The sequence below is a fragment of the Oryzihumus sp. genome (assembly GCF_054325275.1).
The window spans coordinates 1-26,900 of sequence record NZ_JBTCWL010000012.1; the positions used below are offsets into that span (position 1 = coordinate 1).

The 26,900-nt window shown below is 73.9% G+C and carries 21 protein-coding genes; 12 read left to right on the plus strand and 9 right to left on the minus strand.

Going from position 1 to position 26,900, the window contains the following annotated elements; translation table 11 throughout:
- The 3 genes from ACXVGS_RS04700 to ACXVGS_RS04710 all read left to right on the plus strand — a co-directional run.
- A partial coding sequence (locus ACXVGS_RS04700) for a hypothetical protein (protein ID WP_458536678.1) occupies positions 1–215 on the plus strand: 215 nt, incomplete at its 5' end.
- Positions 212–1,663, plus strand: coding sequence for a hypothetical protein (locus tag ACXVGS_RS04705; RefSeq protein WP_458528078.1), 1,452 nt, complete (start codon positions 212–214; stop codon positions 1,661–1,663). The genes ACXVGS_RS04700 and ACXVGS_RS04705, both read left to right, overlap by 4 nt.
- A 217-nt stretch (positions 1,664–1,880) precedes the next feature.
- The gene (locus tag ACXVGS_RS04710; protein WP_458531579.1) at positions 1,881–3,146 is read left to right on the plus strand and encodes a hypothetical protein; all 1,266 of its coding nucleotides are present in this window, start codon (positions 1,881–1,883) and stop codon (positions 3,144–3,146) included.
- A gap of 14 nt (positions 3,147–3,160) precedes the next feature.
- On the opposite strand, the gene ACXVGS_RS04715 is transcribed toward ACXVGS_RS04710, so the two are convergent.
- The 9 genes from ACXVGS_RS04715 to ACXVGS_RS04755 all read right to left on the minus strand — a co-directional run bounded on the left by ACXVGS_RS04715 (position 3,161) and on the right by ACXVGS_RS04755 (position 14,236).
- Positions 3,161–4,921: an LpqB family beta-propeller domain-containing protein gene (locus ACXVGS_RS04715; RefSeq protein ID WP_458531578.1), complete on the minus strand. Its 1,761-nt coding sequence runs from the start codon at positions 4,919–4,921 to the stop codon at positions 3,161–3,163.
- Positions 4,918–6,657, minus strand: a complete 1,740-nt coding sequence (gene mtrB / locus ACXVGS_RS04720) for an MtrAB system histidine kinase MtrB (protein WP_458528081.1) — start codon at positions 6,655–6,657, stop codon at positions 4,918–4,920. The genes ACXVGS_RS04715 and mtrB overlap by 4 nt, the downstream gene beginning before the upstream one ends.
- Positions 6,658–6,660: 3 nt before the next feature.
- The gene (gene mtrA / locus ACXVGS_RS04725; RefSeq protein WP_141787439.1) at positions 6,661–7,338 is read right to left on the minus strand and encodes an MtrAB system response regulator MtrA; all 678 of its coding nucleotides are present in this window, start codon (positions 7,336–7,338) and stop codon (positions 6,661–6,663) included.
- A gap of 84 nt (positions 7,339–7,422) precedes the next feature.
- Complete coding sequence (locus ACXVGS_RS04730; protein ID WP_458536679.1) at positions 7,423–8,628, minus strand: vWA domain-containing protein; 1,206 nt, start codon at positions 8,626–8,628, stop codon at positions 7,423–7,425.
- A 13-nt stretch (positions 8,629–8,641) separates the two neighbouring features.
- The gene (locus ACXVGS_RS04735; protein ID WP_458534182.1) at positions 8,642–9,544 is read right to left on the minus strand and encodes an AAA family ATPase; all 903 of its coding nucleotides are present in this window, start codon (positions 9,542–9,544) and stop codon (positions 8,642–8,644) included.
- On the minus strand, positions 9,541–10,461 hold the full coding sequence (locus ACXVGS_RS04740; RefSeq protein ID WP_458528084.1) for an XdhC family protein: 921 nt from the start codon (positions 10,459–10,461) through the stop codon (positions 9,541–9,543). Before ACXVGS_RS04740 ends, ACXVGS_RS04735 begins: the two co-directional genes overlap by 4 nt.
- Positions 10,462–10,483: 22 nt before the next feature.
- A complete protein-coding gene (locus ACXVGS_RS04745; RefSeq protein ID WP_458536680.1) occupies positions 10,484–12,871 on the minus strand; it encodes an aerobic carbon-monoxide dehydrogenase large subunit in 2,388 nt (795 codons plus the stop codon).
- Positions 12,868–13,356, minus strand: coding sequence for a (2Fe-2S)-binding protein (locus ACXVGS_RS04750; protein WP_458531576.1), 489 nt, complete (start codon positions 13,354–13,356; stop codon positions 12,868–12,870). The genes ACXVGS_RS04745 and ACXVGS_RS04750 overlap by 4 nt, the downstream gene beginning before the upstream one ends.
- A gap of 4 nt (positions 13,357–13,360) precedes the next feature.
- Positions 13,361–14,236: an FAD binding domain-containing protein gene (locus ACXVGS_RS04755; RefSeq protein WP_458528087.1), complete on the minus strand. Its 876-nt coding sequence runs from the start codon at positions 14,234–14,236 to the stop codon at positions 13,361–13,363.
- A gap of 291 nt (positions 14,237–14,527) precedes the next feature.
- On the opposite strand from ACXVGS_RS04755, the gene ACXVGS_RS04760 reads away from it, so the two are divergent.
- The 9 genes from ACXVGS_RS04760 to ACXVGS_RS04800 all read left to right on the plus strand — a co-directional run bounded on the left by ACXVGS_RS04760 (position 14,528) and on the right by ACXVGS_RS04800 (position 26,856).
- Complete coding sequence (locus ACXVGS_RS04760; protein ID WP_458528088.1) at positions 14,528–15,433, plus strand: alkaline phosphatase family protein; 906 nt, start codon at positions 14,528–14,530, stop codon at positions 15,431–15,433.
- A 436-nt stretch (positions 15,434–15,869) separates the two neighbouring features.
- Positions 15,870–16,598: a glycosyltransferase family 2 protein gene (locus ACXVGS_RS04765; RefSeq protein WP_458528089.1), complete on the plus strand. Its 729-nt coding sequence runs from the start codon at positions 15,870–15,872 to the stop codon at positions 16,596–16,598.
- Positions 16,591–17,871 carry a glycosyltransferase gene (locus ACXVGS_RS04770; RefSeq protein WP_458528090.1) on the plus strand — a complete coding sequence of 427 codons (1,281 nt, stop codon included), beginning with the start codon at positions 16,591–16,593 and terminating at the stop codon, positions 17,869–17,871. Before ACXVGS_RS04765 ends, ACXVGS_RS04770 begins: the two co-directional genes overlap by 8 nt.
- Positions 17,868–20,126 (plus strand): phosphotransferase, encoded by a 2,259-nt coding sequence (locus ACXVGS_RS04775; protein WP_458528091.1) that lies wholly within the window; start codon positions 17,868–17,870, stop codon positions 20,124–20,126. The genes ACXVGS_RS04770 and ACXVGS_RS04775 overlap by 4 nt, the downstream gene beginning before the upstream one ends.
- On the plus strand, positions 20,123–21,994 hold the full coding sequence (locus ACXVGS_RS04780; RefSeq protein ID WP_458536681.1) for a hypothetical protein: 1,872 nt from the start codon (positions 20,123–20,125) through the stop codon (positions 21,992–21,994). The genes ACXVGS_RS04775 and ACXVGS_RS04780 overlap by 4 nt, the downstream gene beginning before the upstream one ends.
- Positions 21,991–22,323, plus strand: coding sequence for a hypothetical protein (locus ACXVGS_RS04785; RefSeq protein WP_458528093.1), 333 nt, complete (start codon positions 21,991–21,993; stop codon positions 22,321–22,323). Before ACXVGS_RS04780 ends, ACXVGS_RS04785 begins: the two co-directional genes overlap by 4 nt.
- Positions 22,320–23,117: a polysaccharide deacetylase family protein gene (locus ACXVGS_RS04790; protein ID WP_458528094.1), complete on the plus strand. Its 798-nt coding sequence runs from the start codon at positions 22,320–22,322 to the stop codon at positions 23,115–23,117. Before ACXVGS_RS04785 ends, ACXVGS_RS04790 begins: the two co-directional genes overlap by 4 nt.
- Positions 23,114–25,813, plus strand: a complete 2,700-nt coding sequence (locus ACXVGS_RS04795; RefSeq protein ID WP_458528095.1) for an HAD family hydrolase — start codon at positions 23,114–23,116, stop codon at positions 25,811–25,813. Before ACXVGS_RS04790 ends, ACXVGS_RS04795 begins: the two co-directional genes overlap by 4 nt.
- A complete protein-coding gene (locus ACXVGS_RS04800; protein WP_458528096.1) occupies positions 25,807–26,856 on the plus strand; it encodes a GNAT family N-acetyltransferase in 1,050 nt (349 codons plus the stop codon). Before ACXVGS_RS04795 ends, ACXVGS_RS04800 begins: the two co-directional genes overlap by 7 nt.
- Positions 26,857–26,900: the final 44 nt, after the last annotated feature.

Sequence of the window (26,900 nt, forward strand, 5' to 3'; positions counted from 1 at the left end):
TCGACATCCGCTCGGAGGTCTACTCCGCCGCGTGGCTGCACCGCTACGTGGTCGCCACCACCGCCGCCCCCGGGTGGCGTGAGTTCGTGCGCGACACCAGGGCCCGGTATGCCGTGCTCCGCACCGGCTCCCCCCTCACCGGCGCCCTCGCCGCACGCCTCGGCTGGCGCACGCTCGGGCAGGACCGCGGGTACACGCTGCTGGAGGCGCCATGACCCTGCTCAGCCGCCGCCAGACCCCGGCGACGACGACGCCCGCACCGGCCACGGAGCACCGTGACCCGCGCTGGTTGGCCCCGGCGTTCGCGCTGTTCACCGTCGCCGCGACGGTCAAGCTCGGCGTCCGCGCGGTCAGCGACCCGGACACCTGGTGGCACCTCAAGACCGGCGAGCTGGTGCTGCACGGCGGTTCCTTCGCCGGTCCCGACCCCTGGGTGCCCGCGTCGACCCGCCCGTTCGTGCTGACCCAGTGGCTGCCCGAGGTGGTGGCCGCGAAGGCCAACGAGCTGGCCGGGCTGCCGGGGGTGGCGTGGCTGCGCTGCGCCGCGATGCTGGCCCTGCTGGGCGCGCTGGTGTGGGCGTGCCGCCGTGTCGCGGACAGCGTCCCGGCCGTCATCGCCGCCATCGCCGCCCTGGTCGGCACCGGCGGCAGCCTGTCGGAGCGACCCCAGCTGGTCAGCTTCGTCCTGCTGGCGGTGACCGTCGGCGCCTGGTGGCGGACGGCGGACGACCTGCGGCCGCGCTGGTGGCTGGTGCCGCTGACGTGGGTGTGGGCGTGCTGCCACGGGCTGTGGTCGGTCGGGCCCGTGGTCGGCGTGGTGTTCGTCGCCGGCCTGGTGCTGGACCGGCGCGTGGGCCGTGCCGCGGCGCTGCGCCTGCTGCTCGTGCCCGCCCTGTCGGTGGTCGTGGCCGCCCTGACCCCGGTGGGGCCCCGACTGCTGCTGACGCCGTTCCAGGTCGGTTCGACCGCGAGCCGGTTCGTGCAGGAGTGGCAGCCGACGACCGTCGGCAACGTCTTCGCCGTGGTCGTGCTGGTCATGGTGGCCACGACGGTGCTGGTGTGGGTGCGCTCCGGCCGGCCCACGTCCTGGCTGTCGCTGCTGCTCGCCGCCGCCTCCGTGGTCGCCACGCTGGCCATGCTGCGCACCGTGGCCGTGGGCGCGACCCTCGCCGCTCCCCTGCTCGCCGGGGCGCTGCAGGGGCTGCGCTCGGCGCGGCCGACCCGCGCCGGCCGACGGGAGGTGCTGGCCTGGCTGGCCGCGCTGGTCGTCGCGGCCGCCCTCGCCATGCCGTTGTGCGGGCAGGTGGCCGCACGCCCCTCGGGGGTGCCGACCGGCCTGTCGGCGCCGCTGTCGGCGCTGCCGAAGGGCACGGTCGTGCTCGACGACTTCGCCCAGAGCGGCTGGCTGCTGTGGTCCCAGCCCCAGCTCGTCCCGGTCATCGACCTGCGCTCGGAGATCTACGACCCCGCCTACATCGACGCCTACCGGCGCGCCGAGGCCGTGCGGCCGGGGTGGCAGGAGTTCGTGCAGCACACGGGGGCCCGCGTCGCGGTGCTGGAGACCCGCTCGCCGCTCGCCCTCGCCCTGCGCGAGGAACTGGGCTGGCGGGTCACCGCCTCGACGGCGCGCTTCTCGCTGCTCGAGGCTCCGACCACATCCTGAAGCCCGATGTCAATGGTCCGACCGGTCGAGATGACACACCGGGCCGCACGATGTCTGGTGGCAGCAGCAACTGATGACATACCCGCACCAACTGCAGCGCTCTCGACCCGTCGTTCTCAGGGGGGAACCGGATGATGTCCACGCTCGCGTCGCCACGCCGATCCACCGCAATCCAGAGTGGGTCACCTCTCACCGCGGGCTTGGCAGGGACCGCCGCATGACGACGCAAGCCCCGGCTCTCCGCTGGGACGTCACTGGTGCACCGGTCCGGATCATGGCGTTGTGGCGCTCGGTCCGGTTTCCCCTCGCGATCTACCTCGCGGCACGAGCAGTGTCCGCGATCCTGATCGCCGTGGCTGCCCGCGAGCAGGTGGCCATCTCCGAGGGTGCCAGCGGTTACAACCTCGCCAGACCAAGCCCGGCCGCACCCGGCTACCTCGGCGTCGCGACGAACTGGGACGGCCAGTGGTATGAGCGGATCGCCCTCAGCGGCTACCCCTCGGAGCTCCCTCTGGACCAGGCCGGGCAGGTTCGCCAGAACGAATGGGCCTTCTATCCCCTGTATCCCATGGCGGTCCGCCTGCTGATGGCACTGAGTGGCCTCGGCTTCGACGTCGCCGCCGCCTCGCTCAGTGCGACCGTGGGCCTGCTGGCGGTCATGCTGGTTCACCGACTCATCCGTGACAGCGCGGGCACCTTTGCCGCGAAGGCCACGGTTGTCCTTCTGTGTGTGTCGATGGCGGCTCCCGCACTTCAGATCGCCTACACCGAGAGCCTGGCCCTGGCCCTCGTCGCTGGGGCGCTCCTGCTGCTGCGGCGGCGCCGTTACCTCGGCCTCATCCCTGTGCTGGGCGCTCTCGCACTCACGCGACCAATTGTGCTCGCCATCGTCCCCGTGATCCTGGTGCACGGCTGGCTCCGCTACCGCTCCCGCGCCTCCGAGCCGTTCCCCGTCCGTGAGCGGGCCATGGTGAGCGCTTTGGCTGTGGGCTGCCTGCTCCTGACCGGGGTCTGGCCGGCCGTCGCGGCGGTTCGCACCGGCCACCCCGATGCCTACCTGAGGACCATGGCGGGCTGGGGCGGTTACCAGCACATCCGCCCGGGCATGGCGTGGCTGGCGTTCATCTGGGCCAACGGCGGCCTGATCGGACTGACCATCTTCGCCGTGCTGGTCGGGCTGTTCGGCTTCCTGGTGGCCGGGCGAGCCTCTCGTCCCTGGGGACCGGAGCTACGGACGTGGTCCGCCGCATACCCGATGTACCTCCTCGCGGGCACCGCCCCCGGGTCCAGCATCGTGCGCTACCTGCTGCTGGCCTTCCCGCTCTTCTGGCTCTTTCCCGCTCCAACCACGGGAAGCCGGGACCGGCGCATCCAGCTAGCCCTCGTGGGCGTGCTGGCTGCCGCCGGCCTGGTCCTGCAATGGACGTGGGTGCGCGACTTCCTCGTCATCTCCAGCCCGCCTGGCGGTCGCGCCTTCCCGTGACCGTCCCCAGCCACTCATCCGGCGGGGACGACCAGGTCGTTGGCGCTGCTCTCGACCACCCAGCCGTTGCCGGCGCGCGTCAGCACCTGACCCCGGTCGTTGGCCACGACCAGCCCACGGGGTCCGCCGGTGCTGGTCAGCGACACCGCACCGGCCACCGGCGCCAGGGCCGTGGTCGGGCCACCGACCTCGACCAGGTAGGGCCGCAACGGGTCCGCCTCGCCGGCCGAGCCCAGGACCGCGACCGTCCGCGAGTCCACCCAGGCCACGTCGCGGGCCGTGGTCAGCCGCTCCCCCACCCGCAACGGCATGGTCAGGCTGCGCGGGGCGCCGTTGGCCGCGCGCACGATGCCGACGACGTCGACGCGGACGTCGCCATCGGGGCCACGGGTCACCAGGACCATGCGGGTGCTGTCGGCGGCCACGCGCAGCGCCACCACGCGCCGGCCGCCCAGCCAGGGCACGTCGACCGCATGCGGCGCCGCAGGGCTCGCGGAGGTGTCGATGACGTAGACGTGGGGCGTGCCACCGCTGGTCCCGCCCACCCACAGGCCGTGCCGGCTGTCGAACGCGGGGCGGGTCAGGTCCCGGGCGAACGGAGCCACCGGGATCAGCCTCGTGCCACGCCACCGGGCCAGGCTGGTGCCGTCGGTGGTCACCGCCGCCACCTCCGCCCCGTCGCGGGAGAGCGCCAGCGGCCCGTACGTCAGCGGCATCGCGGGCAGCTCGCTGGTGAGGCTGGCCGGGGCCCGCCGCGGGTCCTCGGTGCCACCGAGCCGGCCGGGGTCGAGCCGGTGGAGCGCGGTGCCCTGGCGCACCACCACGCTGGTCACCTGGGTGTCGTCGCTGTCCTCGGGGTAGCCGACCTGGACCAGGCTGGACGGCGCCTCGGGGACCCCCTGCAGGTCGACCTTGCTGCCGCCAACGAGCAGGGACACCGAGGACACCGTCGGCGCCTGGGTCAGCGTGGCCACGAACTGGGCCCACATCGCCCGCCGCAGCTCCGGGTCGGCGACCAGGCCGCTGACCGACAGGTCCACCGCGGCGCGGCCGTTCTCCACCGGCACCGCGTCGACGGCCAGCCGGGTGCTCTCGGGCACGCCGCTGACCGCCGCTCCGCGCAGGTAGTCGGGCACGGGACCGAGCTGGGCCCGGGCCAGGGTCGTGGCGAGCCCCGGGGTGAGGGGGAACCAGCGCTCGTCGGGCACCAGGGTCCGGGTGGCCGGCACCGCGTAGTGGATCGCGAACGCGCGGTAGAGGCGGTCCAGGTCGGCCTCGCTGAGCCACAGCCCGAAGCCGGCCGGGGTGCTGGCAATCCGCCACTGCCCACCGGCCTGCTGCAGGCCGAACGTGGCGCTGGCGGTGGAGCCGTTCGGCAGCTCGCGGTAGCGGCCGGACTCGTCGATGGTCGCCGTGGCCGGGACAGTGACTCGCACCCGGTCCCCGGGCAGCGACCGGACCGACAGCGAGGACTCGCCGGGGAAGACGGTGACGCCGTGGTCGGGCACCCAGCTCTGGGCGACGTTGGGCAGCAGGAAGGAGCGGCCCACGGCGTGGTCGTCGTCGAAGCCGGCCGCCGCCCGCAGGAAGCCCCGGACGATCTGCTCCTGCGTGGCCCCGGCGGCCGGCCCGTCGGGCAGCACCCGCACCGGCTCCACCGGAGGGCTCCCCACGGAAAGACCCTCGCGCACCGGCCCGGTGGTGGGCAGGCCGCCGCAGCCGCCGGTCGCCAGGGCCAGCCCGAGCAGGACGGCCGCCAGCGCGCGCGGTCTCATCGGGAGCTCTCGGCCTGACGGCCGAGCTGCTGGTAGGGCCCGCCGACGCCCCGGGTGGACCGATGCTGCTCCTCCTCCGGCGTGAGGGGCAGCGGCGAGCGGTCGATGCCCACGCCCGCGCGGCGGGGCAGGGTCAGCCGGAAGCAGGAACCGCGTCCGGGCTCCCCCCAGGCCTGCAGCCAGCCGTCGTGCAGGTGGGCGTCCTCCAGGGCGATGGCCAGCCCGAGCCCGGTGCCGCCGGTGGTGCGGGCGCGGGCCGGGTCGGCGCGCCAGAACCGGTTGAACACCAGCGCGGCCTCGCCGGGGCGCAGCCCGACGCCATGGTCGCGGACGGTCACCGCGACCGCCGTGCCGTTGGAGGAGACGCGCACGACGATCGGCCGGCCCTCGCCGTGCTCGATCGCGTTGACGACGAGGTTGCGCAGGATCCGCTCGACGCGTCGCGGGTCGATCTCGGCGACGCACGCCCGGTGCGGGGCGTCGACCCGGACCACGCTGCCGCGGCGCTCGGCCAGGGCCACGGTCGCCTCCACCACCCGGGCCACAGTGTCGCGCAGGTCGGTGGCCTCCAGGTCGAGCGCCGCCGCCCCCGCGTCGAAGCGGCTGATCTCCAGCAGGTCGGCCAGCAGCGACTCGAACCGGTCGAGCTCGTCGTGGAGCAGCTCGGCCGAGCGGGACACCGAGGGGTCGAACTCGTCGCGGGAGTCGTGGATCAGGTCGCCGGCCATGCGGATCGTGGTCAGCGGGGTGCGCAGCTCGTGGGAGACGTCGGAGACGAACCGCTGCTGCACCCGGGAGAGGTCCTCGAGCTGGCGGATCTGCTTCTGCAGGCTCTCGGCCATGGCGTTGAACGACTTGGCCAGCCGGGCCAGGTCGTCCTGCCCCCGGGCCCGCATCCGCTCGTGCAGCCCACCGGAGGCGAGCCGCTCGGCCACCTCGGCGGCACGGCGTACCGGCTCCACCACGAGCCGGGTGACGACGTAGGCGACCGCACCGACCATGAGCACGAGGGCGATACCGCCCAAGGTGAACGTCTGCGCGACGACCTTCAGCGTCGCCTGCTCGCGCTCCATCGGGAAGACGAAGTACAGCTCGTAGGTGCCGGCCACGGGCAGCGAGACCTGGCTGCCCACGATGACCGTCGGCACCGCAGCCCCGGTGTCCGATGAGCTGGTGGCGATGATCTGGACGTGCTGGTGGGTGGCGTCGGCGGCGACCGCCTGGCGCAGCTCGGCGGGCACGCTGGGCAGGCCGACGTCGCCGGAGAGGCGGGTCGCGACCACCGGCGTGCGGGTGTTGTGCAGGGCCCGCGTGAGGATCACGTCACGTGCGTGGTCGGCGCCCGGCGAGGCCAGCTGCTGGACCAGGTCGGTGGCCAGCACGCTCAGGCTGGTCGGGTCGGTCCGGTCGGCGGCGTCGAAGCGGGTCTGCGCGGCCCGGGTGCCCTGGGCAGCCTCCTCCGTGGCGGACTTGACCCGGTCGGAGACCAGGCCGTCGGCGATCTGCTGGTAGAGGTAGGACCCGAGCAGCAGCACCACGACCAGGCCCAGCAGCATGGTCATGGAGATGACCCGGAACTGCAGCGACGCGCGCCACTGGTGGGCCAGCCAGCGCCCGGAGCCGAGCACCGCCGCGCGGGCCCGGGCCACGGCCCAGCCGGCACTGCGCAGTACCCGGGTCCTGCGGATCGCGAACCGGGAGGGCTGCTCGGGCGCCGGGCGGCTCGGCTCGGACATCGGCTAGCTCGGACCAGCCTTGTAGCCGACGCCACGCACCGTCACGACGATCTCGGGGTGCTCAGGGTCCTGCTCGATCTTGGAGCGCAGCCGCTGCACGTGGACGTTGACCAGCCGGGTGTCGCCGGCGTGGCGGTAGCCCCAGACCTGCTCCAGCAGCACCTCGCGGGTGAACACCTGCCACGGCTTGCGCGCGAGCGCGACGAGCAGGTCGAACTCCAGCGGGGTCAGCGACAGCGGCTGCCCGTCACGCTTGACCGAGTGGCCGGCCACGTCGATGACCAGGTCGCCGATCTCCAGGCGCTCGGGCTCGGGCTCGTCGCCGCGGCGCAGCCGGGCCCGCACCCGGGCGATGAGCTCCTGCGGCTTGAACGGCTTGACCACGTAGTCGTCGGCGCCGGACTCCAGCCCGACGACCACGTCCACCGTGTCGCTGCGCGCGGTGAGCATGACGATCGGCACGCCGGACTCGCCACGGATGCGGCGGCACACCTCGATGCCGTCCATCCCGGGGAGCATCACGTCGAGCAGGACCACGTCGGGCCGGCTCTCGCGGAAGGCGGCCATCGCCGAGGAACCGTCGGCGACGTGCACGACCTCGAGGCCCTCGTTGCGCAGGACGATGCCCAGCATCTCCGCCAGCGCGAGGTCGTCGTCGACGACGAGGATCCTGCCCTTCACCGGCTGTTCCTTTCACCGTGTGCGTTCATCGGGTGCATCGTCGCACACAGGCCCGTGGTTCCCGGTGGGGACGCTCAGGTCCGGTTACCGGCCGGTATGCCGGCCGGTCACCTGCCGGTCGCCGCCCAGGGCGGCCACCACCTCCGCGAGCGCCTCGACCGAGTGCCCGCTGAGCAGGTCGTCGCAGAAGGGCAGCGCCGCCCGCATGCCGCCGGTGTCCGGCGCGAACCCCGGCGCGACCGCCCGGGGGTTGACCCACACGACGCGGTGCGCCCGGCGGGCGATGGCCTCCATCTGCGCCCCCAGGACGGCCGGGTCGTCCCGCTCCCACCCGTCGGAGACGACGAGCACCACCGCGCCGTGGGCCATCCCGCTGCGGCCGTAGCGGTGCATGAACGCCTTGAGGTTGTGACCGATCCGGGTGCCACCGGACCAGTCGGGCATCGCCCGGCCGGCGCGGGCCAGGGCCTGCTGCGGACTGCGGGTCCGCAGCACCGGGGTGAGCCGGGTCAGCCGGGTGCCGAAGACGAACACCTCGGCGCGGGCGACGGTCGCCGCACCCCAGAGCAGGTGCAACCAGGCCCGGGCGTAGGGCTCCATCGACCCCGAGATGTCGAGCAGCGCCACCAGCCGCCGGGGGCGGCGCCGCCGGGAGCGCCGCACGGCCAGCACCGGGTCCCCGCCGGAGCGGATGCTGCGCCGGATCGTGGCGCGCACGTCCAGCCGGTCCCCCCGCGGGTGCCGGTGCCGGCGGCGGCTGCGCCGCGTCGGCAGCGTGGTCAGCAGCTGGTGCAGCAGCGGCGCCACCTCGGCCAGCTCCGCGTCGCTCAGCGCGCCGAGATCGGCGTGCCGCAGCCGCTCCTCGCTGCTGGCGAGCGCCCGCAGGACATGCGGCTCGGCGTCACCCTCCTGCTCCCCCGCCGGGCCCGCGCGGGTGCCGGCCGGCCCGGCCGGCGGTCGCTCGCTCCCCTGCTCCCCCGCTGCCTGGCGCGGAGGCCGGGACTCCGAGCGCAGGGCCGACGGCTCCTGGCCGCGATGCTCGGCCACGTCGGCCAACCCGCGGAAGACGAGCGCGAACACCGCGTTGAACTCCGGCACCTGGTCCGGGGACCGCAGCAGGCTGACCCGGGCACACCAGTACAGCTGGTCCACGGTCAGTGGGTCGCAGACCTGCACCACACGGGCCAGCTGCGCCGACTCGCTCGGCGACACCGGGATCCCGGCCCGGTGCAGCTCCCGGCCGAAGAGGCCGAACACGCTGGCCAGGTCGGCCGGCACCCCCGCGCTCACAGCCGCCGCCGGCTCACCCGGCGACCAGCGTGGCCAGGCCGGCCTCGCGCGCCACCTGCTGGTCCTCGACGTACTTCAGCGCCGAGCCCAGGGTGCGTTCGACGGCGCCGGCGTCGAGGGCGCGCGCGCCCAGCAGCTCCAGCGCCGCGACCCAGTCGATCGCCTCGGCCACCCCCGGCGGCTTCTGGAGGTCGAGCCGGCGCAGCCGTTCGACGGTCCGGGCGACCTGCTCGGCCAGCGTCCGCGAGCTGCCCGGCACCCGGCGCCGGATGATCTCGGCGCTGCGCTGCGCCGAGGGATATTCGATCCAGTGGAACAGGCAGCGCCGCTTGAGGGCGTCGTGCAGCTCCCGGGTCCGGTTGGAGGTGAGCACCGCGATGGGCGGGTAGGCGGCCCGGAGGGTCCCGATCTCCGGGATCGTCACCGCCGCGTCGGCGAGCAGCTCCAGCAGGAACGCCTCGAAGTCGTCGTCGGCACGGTCCACCTCGTCGATGAGCAGCACCGCCGGACGCGGGCCGGGGTGGCGGAGCGCGGTCAGCAGCGGCCGGGCGACGAGGTACTCCTCGCCGAAGACGTCGGCGTCCTCGAGCATCTCGCCGCGGGACTCGGCCAGCCGGATGCTGAGCAGCTGGCGCGGGTAGTTCCACTCGTAGAGCGCCTCGGCGACGTCGATGCCCTCGTAGCACTGCAGCCGCACCAGCGGGGTGCGCAGCACCTGGGCCAGGGAGGTCGCGGCCTGGGTCTTGCCGACCCCGGGCTCGCCCTCGATCAGCACCGGCTGGGCCAGGCGCGCGGCGCAGAACAGCGCGGTGGCGGTGCCCTCGTCGGCCAGGTAGTCCACGGCGTCCAGCCCGGCCTGCAGCGCGGCCACGTCGGGCAGCAGGTCGGCGACCGTGGCGGTGTCGGGGCTGGTCACGTCGCGTACGCCGCCGGGTTGTCCAGGTATGCCGTGCGGCAGCCGGTGCCGCAGAACCACACCGTCCCGGCGGGGGTGTCGACGTGCACGCTGGTGGGCACCGCCGCCACGGTCATCCCGCAGACCGGGTCCCGCGCCGTCGGCGGGGCCGGTGGGGTGGCCGCCGCCTCCGCGCGTGCAGCGCGGGCCGGCCCCGCCGCGCGGCGGGTCGCCACCACCTCGGCGAGGATCGACAGGGCCACCTCGTCGGCGGTGTGGGCCCCGATGTCCAGCCCGGCAGGGGTGTGCACCGTGTCCCGCTGCGCGTCCTCGACGTCGAGGGAGGCCAGGACCGCTGCACCGCGGCGGCGGCTGGCGACCAGCCCGACATACGGCACCCCGGCGCGCAGCGCCGCGGTGAGCACCGGCTCCTCGTCGCGCCCGTGCGAGGCGACCACGACCGCGAGGGTGCCCTCGGGCAGCTCCTCCTCCGGGGCGAGGGCACGCACCTGCAGGCCGAAGAGCCGGTCCGCCCGCAGCAGCGCCGTGGCGATCGGCGCGGACCCGACGACCGCGACCACGGGCAGCGGCACCGACGGCTCCAGCAGGATCTCGAGGGTGCCCCCGGACAGGCACGGGTTGTGCACGGTGATGACGCCGTCCTCGTCCGGCAGGCCGGTCTCCTCCTCGCCGGGGGCGACGCGCAGCAGCCGGGTCTGCCCGGTGGAGAGCGCCTCCAGCGACTGGGCGCGGACCGTGGCCTCGGCGCACTCACCGCCGACGAAGCCGTCGATCTGCCCGTCGGCCAGGACGATCGCCGAGTCACCGGCCTTGGCGCTCGTGGGCCGGTGGGCGTGCACCACGGTCGCCCAGACGAACGGGGTGCCCTCGGCGCTCAGCGCCGCGGCCCGTCCGGCGAGGTCGAGGTGGGCGGGCATCAGCGTTCCGGGTGCTCGGGGCTCACTCGTCGGTGATGGCGAGGTCGGTGCGGAACGGCCGGCCCTGCATCGCGCGCCAGACCTGCGCCGGGGTGAGTGGCATGTCCACGTGCCGCACGCCATACGGCTTGAGCGCGTCGATGACCGCGTTGACCACGGCCGGGGGCGAACCGACGGTGGCCGACTCACCGACGCCCTTGAGCCCGAGCGGGTGGTGCGGTGAGGGGGTGACCGTCTCGCCGAGCTCCCAGCTGGGGCACTCCAGCGCGGTGGGCAGCTGGTAGTCCATGAACGACCCGCCCAGGCAGTTGCCCTCCTCGTCGAAGGCGATGACCTCCATCAGCGCCATGCCGACCCCGTCTGCCAGGCCGCCGTGGACCTGGCCCTCGACGATCATCGGGTTGATCCGCGGGCCGCAGTCGTCGACGGCAATGAACCGGCGCACCTTGACCTGCCCGGTGCCCTTGTCGACGTCCACCACGCAGATGGAGGCGCCGACGGGATAGGTGAGGTTCGGCGGGTCGTAGACGCACTCGGCGTCGAGGTGGCCCTCGACCCCCTCGGGCAGCTCCTGGGTGCCGTGCGAGGCGAACGCGATCTCCTGGATCGTCTTCGCGGTGCTCGGGTCGCCCTTGACGAAGAACCTCCCGCGGTCCCACTCCAGGTCCTCCGGGGACACCTCGAGCATGGCCGAGGCGATCAGCCGGGCCTTGTCGACGATGCGGCGGGAGGCGACGGCGACCGCGGCCCCGGACACCGGGGTGGACCGGCTGCCGTAGGTGCCCAGTCCGAACGGGGTGTTGTCGGTGTCGCCGTGGACCACCTCGATGTCCGCCGACGGGATGCCGGTGACCTCCGAGACGATCTGGGCGAACGTCGTCTCGTGGCCCTGGCCCTGGGTCTGCACCGACAGCCGGACGACCGCCTTGCCGGTCGGGTGCACCCGCACCTCGGCGCCGTCGGCCATGCCCAGGCCGAGGATGTCCATGTGCTTGCGCGGCCCGGCGCCGACGGTCTCGGTGAAGAAGCTGACCCCGATGCCCATGAGCTCGCCGCGCTCGCGCTTGTCGGCCTGCTCCTGGCGCAGCTGCTCGTAGCCGGCCATCTCCATGGCCTTGGCCAGCGCCCGCGGGTACTCCCCCGAGTCGTACTCCCAGCCGGTCGGTGAGAGGTAGGGGAAGCGCTCGGGACGCAGCAGGTTCTTCATCCGCAGGTCGGCGGGGTCCATCCCCAGCTCGTCGGCCAGGCAGTCGACGATCCGCTCGACGAGGTAGCAGGCCTCGGTGACGCGGAACGAGCACGCGTAGGCCACCCCGCCGGGCGCCTTGTTGGTGTAGACGCCCTTCACCGTGCAGTAGGCGGCCGGGTAGTCGTAGCTGCCGGTGAAGATGTGGAAGAAGCCGGCCGGGTACTTCGTCGGCTGGGCGGTGTTGTTGAACGCTCCGTGGTCGGCGAGCACGTCCACCCGCAGACCCAGGATCTTGCCGTCACGCGTGGCCGCGATCTCGCCGTGCATGTGGTAGTCGCGGGCGAACGAGGTGGACACGAGGTTCTCCGAGCGGTCCTCGACCCACTTCACCGGGGCACCGGTGACGATCGAGCCGACGACGGAGAGCACGTAGCCGGGGTAGATGCCGACCTTGTTGCCGAAGCCACCACCGATGTCCGGGCTGACCACCCGGATCTTCTGCTCGGGCAGGCCGGCGACCAGGGCGTAGAGGGTGCGGTGGGCGTGCGGCGCCTGGGTGGTGCACCAGATGGTGAGCTTGCCGCTGACCGGGTCCATCCACGCGACCGAGCCGCACGTCTCCAGCGGTGCGGGGTGCACCCGCGGATACAGCATGTCCTGCCTGACGACGACCTCGGCCGAGGCGAACGCCGCGTCGGTCTGGTCCTTGTCGCCGGCGGTCCAGTCGAAGATGTGGTTGTCGGTCTTGCCCTCGATGTCGTCGCGGATCACTGGTGCGCCCGGGTCCAGGGCCCGCCGCGCGTCGATGACCGGGTCGAGCACGTCGTAGTCCACGTCGATGAGCTCGAGGGCGTCCCTGGCGGCGTAGCGGTCCTCGGCGACGACGAACGCCACCTCCTGCCCCTGGTAGCGCACCTTGTCGGTGGCCAGCACGGCGATGACGTCGTGCGAGAGGGACGGGATCCAGGCCAGCTTCAGCGACTCCAGCGTCGCCCCGGTGATGACCGCCCTGACCTTGGGGTGGGCCTCGGCCTCGGAGGTGTCGATCGAGACGATCCGGGCGTGGGCGTGGGGGCTGCGCAGGATGGCGCCGTGCAGCATCCCGGGCAGGGTGATGTCGTCGACGTACTGCCCCTTGCCGCGCAGGAACCGGGCGTCCTCCACGCGGTGGCGGCGTCCGAAGCCGACCTCTGCGTGCGCTTGCTGCTCGGTGGTCGTCATGACGAGACCCCTTCAGTGGCAACGTCTTTCGGGTGCTCGGCGGCCCACTGGATGGCCCGCACGATGTTCTCGTAGCCCGTGCACCGGCAGATCTGGCCGGAGATCGCCCCGCGCACCTCCTCGTTGGTGGGGTGCGGGTTGGTGTCGAGCAGGTGGCGGGCGGTGAGCATCATCCCGGGGGTGCAGAAGCCGCACTGGAGGCCGTGCTCGTGCATGAAGCCCTGTTGCACCGGGTCGAGCTCGGCGCCGTCGGCCAGGCCCTCGACCGTGCGCACGTCGTGGCCGTCGGCCATGACCGCCAGGACGGTGCAGCTCTTGACCGGCAGCCCGTCGAGCTGGACCACGCAGACCCCGCAGTTGGAGGTGTCGCAGCCCCAGTGGGTGCCGGTCAGCCGCAGGGTGTCCCGCAGGAAGTGCACGAGCAGCAGCCGTGGCTCGACGTCCTCGCTGACCTGTGTCCCGTTGACCGTCATGGTCACCTGCATGGCGTCAGGCCTCCTCTCCGCGACTGCGGGCGATGGCCGTGCGCAGCACACGACGGACCAGCTCCGCCACGAGCGCGCGCTTGTAGTCGGCCGGCCCGCGCTGGTCGGTGGTCGGCGAGCACTCCTCGCTGGCCCGGACCGCCGCGAGCTCGATGCTCTCCTCGTCGGCGGCACGTCCCCGGATGGCGTCCTCGGCGCCGGGCACGACCGAGTGCGCCGCGCCCACGGCCGCGAGCCCGATGCCGACCTCGGCGATCGTGTCGCCCTCCAGCCGGACCACCGCCCCCGCCGAGGCGATCGGCCAGTCCCCCGCGCGGCGCTCGACCTTGCGGTAGCTGCTGCCCGTGCCCGGGCGGATCGGCACCCGCACCTCGGTGAGGATCTCGTCCGGCGCGACGACGGTCTCGTACGGCCCGGTCACCAGCTCGCGCACCGGCACGACGCGCTCGCCGCCGGCGCCGCGGATGACGACCTCGGCCCGCAACGCCCCGAACGCGGCTGACAGGTCCTCGGCGGGGTCGGCCTGGCACAGCGACCCGCCGACCGTGCCGCGGTTGCGCACCACGGGGTCGGCGATCACCTGCTCGGCCTCGTGCAGGAGGCGGAAGTGCTCTCCGACCACCGCCGAGGCGAGCAGCTCCGCGTGACGCACCATGGCGCCGATGCGCACGGCGTCGGCGTCGACCCGGATCCGCTGCAGGTCGGTCAGCGCGTTGATGTCGACCAGCACCTCCGGTGAGGCCAGCCGCAGCTTCATCAGCGGGAGCAGGCTGTGGCCTCCGGCGATCAGTCGGGCGCCCTCCCCGTGGCGCTGCAACAACGCAATGGCCTCGTCCACGGACGAAGCCCGTTCGTACTCGAACGGTGACGGCACCTGCATGGGGCCCTCCCCTACCGGCTCGACGGGGTCACGCGAACAGCGGTGCGCCGGCCGCGGCTATGCCTGCCTCCGCTCGGACTCATCGTGGGTCTGCGCGAAGTCCCCGACAGGGACGTTTGTCCCGGGCGGCCCGGGCACGACGCCGACCGCACCGGTGGTCGCCGGAGGCGCGCCCGGCGTCACGGGATTCACAGGCTCTGGCCGTCGTCGGCCGCCGGCTTCGGTCGTAGCCTCGAACGAGGGCCGCACACCCGACCACGTCGGACCACCGAGTCATCTGGGGAGGGCCCCATGACCACTGCGACACGTCCTGTCCTGACCGCGGCGACGCGGGTCGCCGCCGTCACGTCCCTGGTCGCCGCCTGTGCCATGCCGGCGGCAGCCGGTGGCGTCCAACCCACGGCATCGGTCCGACCCGCCACCGCCGCCGCGGCGCAGGTCGGACGCGTTCCCCGTCCGGCCCACGTCGTCGTGGTGGTCATGGAGAACCACTCCTACGGGCAGGTCATCGGGTCCGCGGACGCCCCCTTCATCAGCAGCCTGGCCCGGTCAGGGGCGCTGCTCACCCAGTCGTATGCCGTGACGCACCCGAGCGAGCCCAACTACCTCGCGCTGTTCTCCGGGTCCACCCAGGGGCTGGGCGACGACTCGTGCCCGCACACGTACACGGGAGCCAACATCGGCAGCCGCGTGCTGGCGTCGGGGCGACGGTTCGTCGGGTACTCCGAGGGTCTGCCCGCCACCGGGTTCACGGGGTGCGACGCCGGCTCCTACGCGCGCCGGCACAACCCCTGGGTCAACTTCAGCTCCGTCCCGGCGTCGGCGAACCAGCCGTTGAGCCGCTGGCCGGCGAACCATGCGTTGCTGCCGGCCCTGTCCTTCGTCGTCCCCAACGTCGTCAACGACATGCACGACGGCAGCGTCGCCACCGGCGACCGATGGCTGGCCGCCCACCTGGGCTCCTACGCGACCTGGGCCCGCACCCACCACAGCCTGCTGGTGCTGACGTGGGACGAGGACGACGACAACGCCGGCAACCACGTCGCCACCGTGGTGGTCGGGGCCGGGGTCCGCCCCGGACGGTACGGCGACCGGGTCGACCACTACCGCGTGCTGCGGATGCTGTGCGACCTGATGGGCGTGACCCCGATGGGGCGGGCCGCGTCGGAGCCATCGCTCACCTCGATCTGGAGCTGATCCCCCTGCGGGTGAACGGTCGTCGTTTCTGACGCCGGTGCCGTACGCACATTGCTTGAGTGCGGATCCACGGAGCCGAACAAGACTCGCTGGTGACGGGGGCATCAGAACGGCTCGGTGACCCACACCGTCCGGCCCCCGCCAGAGTCCGGCCACAAGCCCCGGACTGCGAAGACTGCACCACGCGAGCGCAGCCAGGACCTTGTCCGGCTGCTGCTCACTCCCCGGATGTGAGGAGACTCCGGTGGACCTGCCGAACACCGCACACACCACCCAGAACGGGGCATCGGGCACCCACGTCACCGTTGTCCCCACGACCACCACGGCCGGGGCATCCCCCCGGTCGACCGAACCGGCGACCCACGCCGCCAGCCCCCTGCCCGCCACCACGCCACTCGGACCGGCCCCTGCCCCCCGCGCCCTGACCGTCAGCCTGGTGATCCCCGCCAAGAACGAGGCACGCAACCTCGCCTGGGTGCTCGGGGAGATCCCCGACTGCGTGGACGAGGTCGTCATGGTTGACGGCCGCTCGGAGGACGCCACCTTGCTGATGGCCTCGATCCACCGGCCCGACATCCGCTTTGTCGCCCAGTCGGGCACCGGCAAGGGCGACGCGCTGCGGGCCGGTTTCGCGTCCGCGACCGGCGACATCGTGGTGATGATCGACGCCGACGGCAGCATGTCGGCCCGCGAGATCCCGCACTTCCTGCACTTCCTCACCCACGGCTACGACTTCGTCAAGGGCTCGCGGTTCATCGCCGGTGGCGGGTCGCTGGACATCACGGCGTTCCGCCGGACGGGCAACTGGGCCCTGCTGCAGCTGGTGAACAAGCTGTACGACGCGAACCTCACCGACCTGTGCTACGGCTTCTGCGCCTTCCACCGCCAGTTCCTGGACCTGCTGGACCTGACTGCGGACGGGTTCGACATCGAGGCCCAGATGACCGTGCACGCGCTGAAGGCCGGTCTCCGGATCGCCGAGGTCCCCAGCCTGGAGCTCCCCCGCCGCAGCGGACGGTCCAACCTGCACGCCATCCGGGACGGCAACCTCGTCCTCAGGAGCGTGCTGCGCGACCGTCAGCGCCGGCACCGGGCACGCCACGCCCTGGACCTGCTCCACCTGCCCTACACCGGACGACGTCAGCTGGCCACACACCATGGTTGAACCGCTCCTCGTCGGTGACCTCGACCTGGACGCGCCACTGCCCCACCTGCCCTCCTCGCCGAGGCACGCCGGCACGCGGCTGCTGGCCCGGCTGCACACCCGCCCCATGGGTGAGGTCGACCTACGCTGGGGCGCAGCGGGCCTGGCCCCGGACGAGCTCGCGGCGCAGGCGTGGCCGCAGGTCGGGGACCGCGTCCGCGAGCACCTGCGCTCCGAGGGGGTGCCGGTCCCCGACCGGCTGCCCGTGCAGGGGCTGACCCCGGAGCTCCCCCCGGGGTGCCTCGAGGTCCGCTTCAGGCCGGAGCAGCCCTCGATCACCGTGGTGGTGGCGACCCGCGACCGCACCGCGAGCCTCGAGCGCACGCTGTCGTCGCTGGAACGCCTGCGCTACCAGCGGTTCGACGTCGTCGTGGTCGACAGCGCCCCCTCGACCGCCGAGACCCGGCTGGCGCTGGAGGCACGCACCACTCCCTTCGCCCTGCGGTACGTGCACACCAGCCGTCCGGGACTTGCGCTCGCGCACAACACGGCCCTCGACCTCGTCACGGGCGAGGTCGTCGCCTTCACCGACGACGACGTCGAGGTGGACCCGTGGTGGCTCTCCGCCGTGGCGGAGACGTTCGCCGACGAGGGCGTCACCTGCGTGACCGGCCTGATCCTGGCCGCCGAGCTCGAGACGGCGGCCCAGGTGTGGGTCGAGCAGGCGGGCGGGTTCGCCCGGGGGTTCGAGGAACGCCGCTTCAGCCTGACGCGACCGAGCCCGGACCCCCTGTTCCCGTTCACCGCCGGCCGGTTCGGCTCCGGCGCCAACATGTCCTTCCGCACGAGCTGGCTGCGGGACCGGGCCGGGTTCGACCGGGCCACCGGGGCCGGGACGCCCGCCCGGGGCGGCGACGACCTGGCCGCGTTCTGCCGGGTGGTGCTCGACGGTGGCGTGCTGGCCTACCAGCCGGCGGCGATCGTGCGGCACTGGCACCGGCGGGACTACGCGGGCCTGCGCCGTCAGTCCTTCGGCTACGGGATCGGCCTGGGCGCCTACCTCACGTCCACCGCGTGGCGACAGCCGTCCCTGGTCGCGCAGATGGCACGGCGCGCCGTGCCAGCCACGGCCCACCTGCTGGCGCACGACTCGCCGAAGAACCAGGGCAAGCGCTCCGACTTCCCCACCGAGCTGACCTGGCGTGAGCGCGCCGGCCTGGCCCTCGGGCCGCCGGCCTACCTGCTCAGCCGGTGGCGCTACCGGTCCACGACCCCCTGGGGGACACCCCCATGAGCGTGGGCGTCATCCTCAGCCTCGGCCGGCGTCGCGCATCGGCCCAGTGGAGCCAGCCCGTCTACCGCGCGGGATGGCTCCTGGCCGGCGGGTCGGTCGTCACGGCCGTGGCCGGTGTCGCGTTCTGGCTTTCGGCCGCCCACCTCTACCCGCCGGAAGTCGTCGGCGCCAACTCCTCGCTCATCTCGGCGATGATGTTCCTCGCCGGCGTCGCGCAGCTCAACCTCATGAGCGCCGTCCTGCGCTTCGTGCCGGGCGCCGGTGCCAGGGCCGGGCGGCTCGTCCTCGGCTTCTACGCCGTGGCCCTGACGACGAGCGCCGTGGCCGCCGCGGCCTTCCTGCTGGGCCTGGGGACCTTCGCGCCCGCCCTCCGCCCGCTCCTGTCCTCCCCACCCCAAATGTTCTTCTTCGTCGCGGCCACCATGGGCTGGACGCTGTACGTCCTCCACTGCTCGACGCTCGTGGCCGTCGGCCAGGCCGGGGCGTCCACGGTCGCCACCCAGACGTTCAACCTCGGCAAGCTCGTCCTGCTGCTCGGCTTCGCGGTGGCGGTGCCGGGGGCCGGCGTCTGGTTCTCCTGGACCGTCGCCATGGCCGTCGTCCTGGTCGGGGCCGTCTGGTACTACGCCGCCCGCGCATACCCGCGGTTCATCGCCCTTCCGCGTGCCGTGCCGGCCACGGCCCCCACGCTGCGCGAGCTGGTCCGCTACGTCGGCCCCGACTACCTGGCCGCCCTGGCCTGGATCGCCTGCACCACGCTGCCCCCGATCCTGGTCATCAACCTCACCGGCCCGTCCCATGCTGCGGTGTTCGCGCTCGCCTGGTCCATGTGTTTCGTGCTGCTCAACGTCCCCGCCTCGTTCGGCCAGTCCCTGGTCGCCCACGGCCCGCTGGAGCCGCACCGGCTCGAGGAGCGCCACCGCAAGGTGCTCACCTACTCCCTGGGCATGGTGGCGCCGGCGGTGACGGTGCTCGTTGTCCTCGCGCCGTGGATCCTGCGGCTCTTCGGGTCGTGGTACGTCGAGGTCGGCACCACCACGCTGCGCCTGCTGGCCCTGGCGGCCGTGCCCAACTGCGTCGTGGCGCTCGCCGTCAGCCGGGCCCGCGTGCAACGACGGATGACCGTCGTGGTCGGGACGATGGCCACCCTCAGCGTGGGGGTGCTGGGGGGCACCCTGCTGGCGGTCCCCCACGTGGGTATCGCGGGCGCCGGGTTCGCGTGGCTGGTGGCCGAGTCGGTCGTGGCGGCCTGGGTGGGGCTGCGGTGGGTCGGGCCCCACCTCGTGGCTCCCCCGTGGCCCACCGTGCCCCGCCGCACCCGCCGCCGCGCGGTGCAGGCCGTCGCGGCGGACGGCTGGACCCCGGAGCGGACGCTGCGGTCGGTGTCCGACTCCTCCGTGGTCCTCCTGCGCTCGTCGTCGTCGTCGGCGGCCCTCAAGGTCGCCACGGGCGAGGGGGGCGTCAGGTCCCTCGCCGCGGAACGACGCGTCCTGCAGCAGCTTGCCGCCGACGAGCGGCTCGGCTCATGGCGCCGCATGATCCCCACGGTCCTGGGCGGCTGGCAGGACGCCCGCGGTGGCTACCTGCTGCTCAGCCGCCTGCCCGGGGCACCCCCGGACCAGCACACGCCGGGGCGCCTCACTCACGAGGCCCTCTGCGCGCTCGCCCCCCTGCATCGGCTCGAGTCCTCCATCGTCGCGGTCGACGCGCGGCTGCTGGACCGGTGGGTGGGGGCACCGGTCGCGGCTCTGGCCCGCGCGCTGCCCGACGGCGAGGTCGTCCGCTCGGGGCTGCACGACCTCGAGCGGGTGCTGCGGTGCCGGCTCCAGGGACGGTCGGTGACCCTGGGCTGGAGCCACGGCGACCTGCACCCGGGGAACCTGCTGGTCTGGCCCGACGGCGTGGTGCGGGGGATCCTCGACTGGGGTGGGGCCCGGCCGGACTCCTTCCCGGCGCTGGACCCCGCGCACTGGCTGCTGACCACGGCCGCGGAGCACGGCCACCGCGCCCTGGGCAGGGAGGTGGCCGAGCGGCTGGGCCGCGGGGAGTACTGGCACCGCGGCGAAGCCGAGCTCATCGGGTCCGCCGCCTGTGGCCACGGCCTGCCGGACGAGTCCCTGCTGCTCCTGACCTGGCTGGCCCACGTGCACATGAACCTGCAGAAGTCGGCCCGCTACGGCGCGAGCCCGCTCTGGTCGCGGCGCACCGTCCTCCCGGTGCTGCGCGCCGTCCACGAGGGTGGGGTGACGCGGTGACCGGCAAGCAGGCCCAGGGCGCCTCCCTCACGACGCCCGGCCCCCCGGCTTCGGCGCTCCCCCCGCGGGCCGTCGTGGATGCCCGCACCCGGTCGCGCCATCGCGTGCTGCCGCTCCTGGGCCAGCTCCTGCCGCTCGGCCTCGCCCTGGCCCTCTGGCTGAGCTCGCTGCGCCGGGTCGACCTGCGGGGGATGAGCGACCTGGGACTGCTCTCGGTCCTGCCGCTGACCTACGGGGCGGCGCTGGGGCTGGTGATCGGGACGCTGGCGGTGCTCATCCACCAGGGGTCGACGCGGCCCGTGGTGCTGGTCGCCTACTTCGTCCTGCTCATCGCGATCCTGCACGCCACGCCGGCCATCCTCTACGACTCGTTGCGCTACGCGTGGGCGTGGAAGCACGTCGGGGTCGTCGACTTCATCCTGCGCCACCACGCGGTGGCCCCCCGCATGGACAGCCCCTTCTCGGCATACCAGTCCTGGCCCGGCTTCTTCGCGCTGAACGCCCTGCTGGTCAAGGTGTCCGGGCTGGGCAGCGCGCTGTCCTACGCGGCGTGGGCGCCCCCGGTCGTCGAGCTCCTGGCGCTCGGGCCCCTGAAGCTGCTGTTCTCGACGCTCGCGCGGGACACCCGCCAGGTGTGGCTGGCGCTGCTCGTGTTCTACCTCGGCAACTGGGTCGGCCAGGACTACTTCTCCCCCCAGGCCTTCGCCTACCTGCTCTACCTCGTGTGCCTGGTCGTCTGCCTGAGGTGGCTGCCGGCGACCCGGGCCGGGACCCCGCTGCCGCGCTGGCGGCGCTGGATGGGCGAGACGCTGCCCGGGCAGGCGTCGGGCGCACCGGTCCGGCGCCGGGAGCTGCTGGCGGTCGTGCTCCTGCTCGCCGGCGGCATCGTCACCAGCCACCAGCTGACGCCGTTCATGCTCGTCGCGGCCCTGTGCGTGCTCTGCCTCGGCCGCCACACCGGTCCGGCGTGGCTGCCGGTGGTGGTCGGCGTCATGACCGTGGCGTGGGTCGGGTTCATGGCCACGACGTTCCTGCGGGACAACCTGTACTGGATCATCGCCTCGATCGGGCAGCTCGGACAGAACACCCAGACCGGCTTCGTCGACCTCAGCCACGCCACGCTCGACCAGAAGCTGGTGTCCTACGCCTCGCGGGCCCTGACCGCGCTGGTCGGCCTCTGCGCAGTCGCCGGCTGGTTCCGGCTGCGCCACACGCGACAGCCGTATCGCGTCGCGGGCCTGCTGGCGGCCACACCCGTCTCGCTGCTGGCGGCCAACAGCTACGGCGGCGAGATGATCTTCCGCGTCTACCTCTTCGCCCTGCCGTTCCTGGCCCTGCTCGCCGCGGGCCTGGTCTACCCGCGCACCCGCCGACGGGGCAGCGCGACGGTGATCGCCGCGCTGGCCATCACGATGTCGATGCTGTTCTGCGCGGCGTACTACGGCCGCGAGCGCGCCAACTACTTCACGCCGGAGGAGGTGGCCGCCTCGACGTGGCTGTACGCCCACGCGCCCAGCCGCGCGATGCTGGTCGGCGCCACGGCCGACTTCCCGTGGGCCTGGACGCACTACGAGACCTACGACTACACCTTCCTCGAGGACCTCTCGCCGACGGAGCGCCGCGACATGGTCCGCTCGCCGATCCCCGTGCTGGGCGAGGCGGTCACAGGCCGCCAGGGACCGGTCTACGTCGTCCTGACGCGCAGCCAGGTCGACTCCGTCCGCTACACCGGCGTCCTACCGGACGGGGCCGTCGCAGCCATCGGCGCTGCCCTGGAGCACGCGCCCGGCTACCACGTCGTCTACCAGAACCGCGACGCGGTGATCTTCGCCTCCACCCAGCCACCCCCGGGGGGTTCGCGCTCATGACCCTGACCGTTCGCCCTGCAGTCCTGGCCGTCGTGCTCGGCTCCGCAGCCGCGGCCCTGGCCTGCACCGTCGGCCTGGTCGGCACGCCGTGGCGGGCGCCGCTGGTGTTCTGGTTCGTGGGTGTGGTGCCCGGCCTGGCCCTGCAGGGGCGGCTCGGAGTCACCGACCCGCTGGCCAGGGCCACCCTGGCCGTCGCCGTCAGCGTGGCCCTCGCCGCCCTTGCCTCCGAGGCCCTGGCGATCGCCAGCCTGTGGTCGCCGACCGCCCTCATGCTCTTCCTGGCCGGGGTGAGCACCGTGGCCTGCCTGCGCCGGACGGCAGCCCGATGAGCCCGGCCCTGACAGCCGCCGCGCCGGTGCCGATCCTGCTGTACCACCGCGTGGGCCCGGAGCCCTCGAGTTGGATCGCGCCGTTCAACGTCGACGCAGAGACGCTGGACCAGCACCTGGCACTCGTGGAGGAGTCCGGGCGCACCCCGGTCACCGTGTCGCGGCTGTGCGACGGGATGGCGGGCCGGGCCTCCCTGCCAGAGCGGCCCGTGGTCATCACCTTCGACGACGGCTTCGCCGATACCCTGACGCTGGCGGCTCCCCTGCTCGCCCAGCACGGTCACGTCGCCACCGTGTACCTCACGAGCGGGTTCCTGACCGCCAGGAGCCCCGGCGGCGACCTGATGCTCGACTGGGCCCAGGCCCGTGAGCTCGCCGCCCAGGGACACGAGATCGGGGCACACAGCGTCACCCACCCCCAGCTCGACCTCCTGTCAGCGCCCCTGGCGCGAGCAGAGATCCAGGTCAGCAAGGCCCAGCTCGAGGAGGGACTGGAGCGGCGGATCCGCTCCTTCGCCTACCCCCACGGCTACTCCAGCCCGCTCGTCCGCCGCAGCGTGGTCGAGGCGGGGTTCGACTCAGCCTGCTCGGTGAAGAACGCCCTGTGCAGCCCGCACGACCCGCTGTTCTCGCTGGCCCGCCTGACCGTCGCCGCAGACACCCCCGCGTCGACGGTGCGCCGGTGGCTCGGCGGCGAAGGGGCCCCCGTCGGGCTGCGCGACGACCGCGCCGCAGCCCGGGTGTGGCGCGCGTGGCGGCGGGCTCGCGCCATGGCCCCGGTGGGGTCGTCGTGAGCGCCGCCCCCGGGACCTCTCCCTCCGTCGCGCACGTGGCCGGCCCCGACGGCCCGCTCCTCGTGACCGACCTGCTGCTGCCGGCAGGCTCGCTCGTCGGCCTCCTCACCCGGGCGCTGGAGTCCGGGGACTGGCTCGACGCCTACCTCGCCGTGGCGGGACTGACCCAGCTGGCGGACGACCACTCCCATCCGGACCCCTGGCAGCTGCGGCGCACCGCCGACTACCTCGTCAGTCAGGGTCCGCGTGCTGCCAGGTGGGGCGCGCTCGCCACCACCGCGGCCGCAGAGCTGCTCCAGCGTGGCCGGGGACGGCGCCCCGACGGGGCCCCGGACGCCCGGGCAGCGCTGGCCGAGCTCGGCATGAGCCTGGCGGCCCAGGTCCTGCAGCCGGGCCGCGAGGTGGATCGGTGCCGCCTCGCCGACCTGACCCGGCTGGCGACGCGCGCCGTCGACGCCTGGGGCGGTGACGTGGCCCGTCCACCGGCCTGCTTCCGGGGCTTCGACCAGGAGCCCGGCGACCTGCGGCTGCTGGCCCGGGCCTGGCTCGACCACAGCGCCCGGCCGGACGCCCCGGTCTGCGTCGTCGGGGTGCGCACCTCCGGCTGCTACCTGGCGCCGTTGCTCGCCGCCGCGTTGCAGGCCGAGGGCACCCCCCGCCCTGGCGTGGTCACCCACCGACCGCCCCGACCGTTCATGGAGTGGGAACGAGCCATCCTGCGCGACACCGTGGCCCACGGCGGGGTCGTCCTGGTCTGCGACGACCCGCCGGGCACCGGGTCCACGCTGGCCGGCACGGTCCGCGCGGTCAGCGGTGCCGGCGTGCCGGACGCGGCGCAGGCGCTCGTGCTCGCGGTGTTCGGGGACCCGCCGGAGCTCCCCCCGGCCCTGCGCGACCGCGACGCGGTGCTGCTGCCCTGGCCGGCCTGGAGCGTGCACCGCCGGCTCGAGGAGGACCGTGTGGGCGCTGCGCTCGAGGACATGCTGGGGCCCCGGTGGCGCGTGGGCAGCGTGCATCGGCTCGGGCCACCGGGCGCGCCCGGGGGACGCGGGCACGTCCGGGCGCGCTACACCGTCGACCTGGCCGACCGGCATACCGGCAGGACCGAACGACGCGACCTGCTCGTCGAGGGGGCGGGGCTGGGCTACCTCGGTCGCCACGCCCTGGCGGTGGCGCAGGCGCTCGGCAACCACGTGCCCCGCGTCTACGGGTTCTCCGAGGGGCTGCTGTACCGCGAGTGGCTGCCTGATGGACCGGGGGCCGGCGAGGACGTGGCCGGGGCCGAGCGGGTGGCCTCCTACGTCGCCGACCGGGCGCGGGCGCTGCCCGTCGCCAGCGACCCGACCCCGGGACTGCGCGGCCGCGACCCGGTGTGGGAGGTGGCCGCCGGGCTGCTCGCCGGTCCCTACGGCCCGGCAGCCCCGGTCGCCCGGACCGTGGCGCTGGAGCCGCTGAGTCGCCGGCTGCTCGCCTGCGACCACCCGAGCGTCGTGGACGGCGCGACGGAGCTCGAGCGCTGGCGGCCCAGCGCGGGACCGGGCGGCCTGCGCAAGGTGGACTTCCACCAGTACGCGTTCAGCACCACCGAGCTGTGCTGCTACGACCAGGTGTTCGACCTCGCGGGCGCCGCCGCCGCCGCGAGGTCCCCGGCGTTCGAGGCCACCCTGCGCCACGCGTGGGAGGCGGGCACCGGCCGACGGGTCGACGCCGAGCGCTGGCTGCTGTACCGGCTGACCCACGTCCACCGCCTCGTGGGCGCCGGTGCGCTGGCGCCGCATCGCGCGGCGCAGTGCGCTGCCGCAGCGGTCCACGACTACCTCGCCGGGTGCTACCTGCGGGACCTGGACCCCACGGCCGACGGGCCGTGGGTCGCGGTCGACCTCGACGGCGTCCTGGAGACCGACCGGCTGGGGTTCCCCTCCACGTCCCCTGCGGGCGTCCTGGCGCTGCGGGCGATGCGGGCGCACGGCTACCGCCCGGCCCTGGTGACCGGACGCAGCCTGGACGACGCCAGGGACAGGTGCGAGCGGCTGGGCCTGGCCGGTGCCGTGGCCGAGTACGGCATGGCGGCCTGGGACCCCCGCACCGGTCAGGAGGTGGACCTGCGGGACGCGGCGGCCCGCGAGCTGATGACGGCCGTGCGGACGGAGATGCAGGCGCACGGTCTGGAGGTGGATGCCGGGCACCGGTATGCCGTGCGGGTGCGCCAGGACGGTGGTCCCCTGCGCGGCGACCTCGCGCGGACCATCCCGCTCCTGCGCGAACCGGACGTGCTGGTCGTCCCGGGAGAGGGGCAGACCGACATCGTCGCCCGGGCGCTGGACAAGGGCACGGGGCTGGACCACCTGATGGCCGGGAGCCGGGGCCTGTGTGCCCTGGCCGTCGGCGACTCCGCCAGTGACCTGCCCATGCTGGAGCGGGCCCTGCTGGCACGGGCACCGCGCAATGCCGACGCGCGGGTTCGCGCTGCGGGGGTGCCCGTGACCCGGCGCGCCTACCAGCTCGGCCTGCTCGACGCCTGCGCCCAGCTGCTCGGTCACCGCCCCGGCGGCTGCGCGGACTGCCGGCCGCCGGCCTTCCCGCCACGCACCCGGGCCGTGCTCGCGGTGCTCGGTCTTCCCGAGGGCGGGGCGGCCACCGTGCCGCTGCGCTCCCTGCGGCTGTTGTCCCTGTTGGCGGGGAGGGATCAATGGTGACGTTGCGTGAGGTCGTCGTGCCCGCACCCCGGGAGGCGTGGGTGGACCTGCTCGGTCGGAGCACGGGGGCCACCGCCACCCAGACCCCGGACTGGCTGGAGTGCATCTGCGCGAGCGGTCCCTGGACGGACGCCAGCCGGTGGTACCGCTTCGACGACGGGCGGGAGGTCCTGCTCCCGCTCGCCCGGCGGCGACACCTGCCGGCGGCCCTGTCGGTGGAGGCCTCGTGGCCGTTCGACTGGAGCGCGGGGGGTCCGGTCACCGACGGACCGGTCACGACCGCCCACACCCGCGCGGTGTTCCAGGACCTGCTCGAGCACCCGGCGCTGCAGCGCACCGTGCGGCTGGGTGCCCTGGCCGAGCCCGCCTGGCGATGTGTCCCGGCGACGTTCCACCGCACGACGCAGGCCACCCACGTGCTCGACCTCTCGGGCGGGTTCGACCACGTCTGGGGCACCCGGTTCCAGTCCAGCGTGCGGCGGGCCGTGCGCAAGGCCGAACAGTCGGGCCTGCAGGTGGAGGTCGACCGCACCGGCCGGCTGGTCGGCGTGTTCAACGAGCTGTACCGCGCCTCGGTGGCGCGGTGGGCGCAGGCCCAGCACGAGCCGCAGCCGCTGGCCCGGTGGCGGATGCAGCGGGCCAACCCCCCGGACAAGTTCCGGACGGTTGCCGAGCGGCTCCGCGACCGGTGCGCCGTGTGGGTCGCGCGGCAGGACGAGCGCCCGGTCGCGGCGCTGATCGTCCTGCGCCAGGGGACCCAGGCCAAGTACTGGCGCGGCGCCATGGACCGCGAGCTGGCCTCGCCCACGCGCGCCAACGACCTCCTGCACCGCCTCGCGATCGAGGACGCCTGCCTCGCGTCCTGCACCCACTACGCCATGGGCGAGAGCCGTCCCGGGTCGGGCCTGGCCCGGTTCAAGGCCGGGTTCGGCGCCGAGGTGCACAGCACCGAGAGCTACCGCACCGAGCGGGTGCCGCTGACGCGGCTCGACCACGCGGCACGGGTGACCGTCAAGCGCGTGCTGCGTTTCGAGGACGCGTGAGCACCGGCAGCCGCCGTACCGTCGGGGGCCCCGGGTGGGCCGGC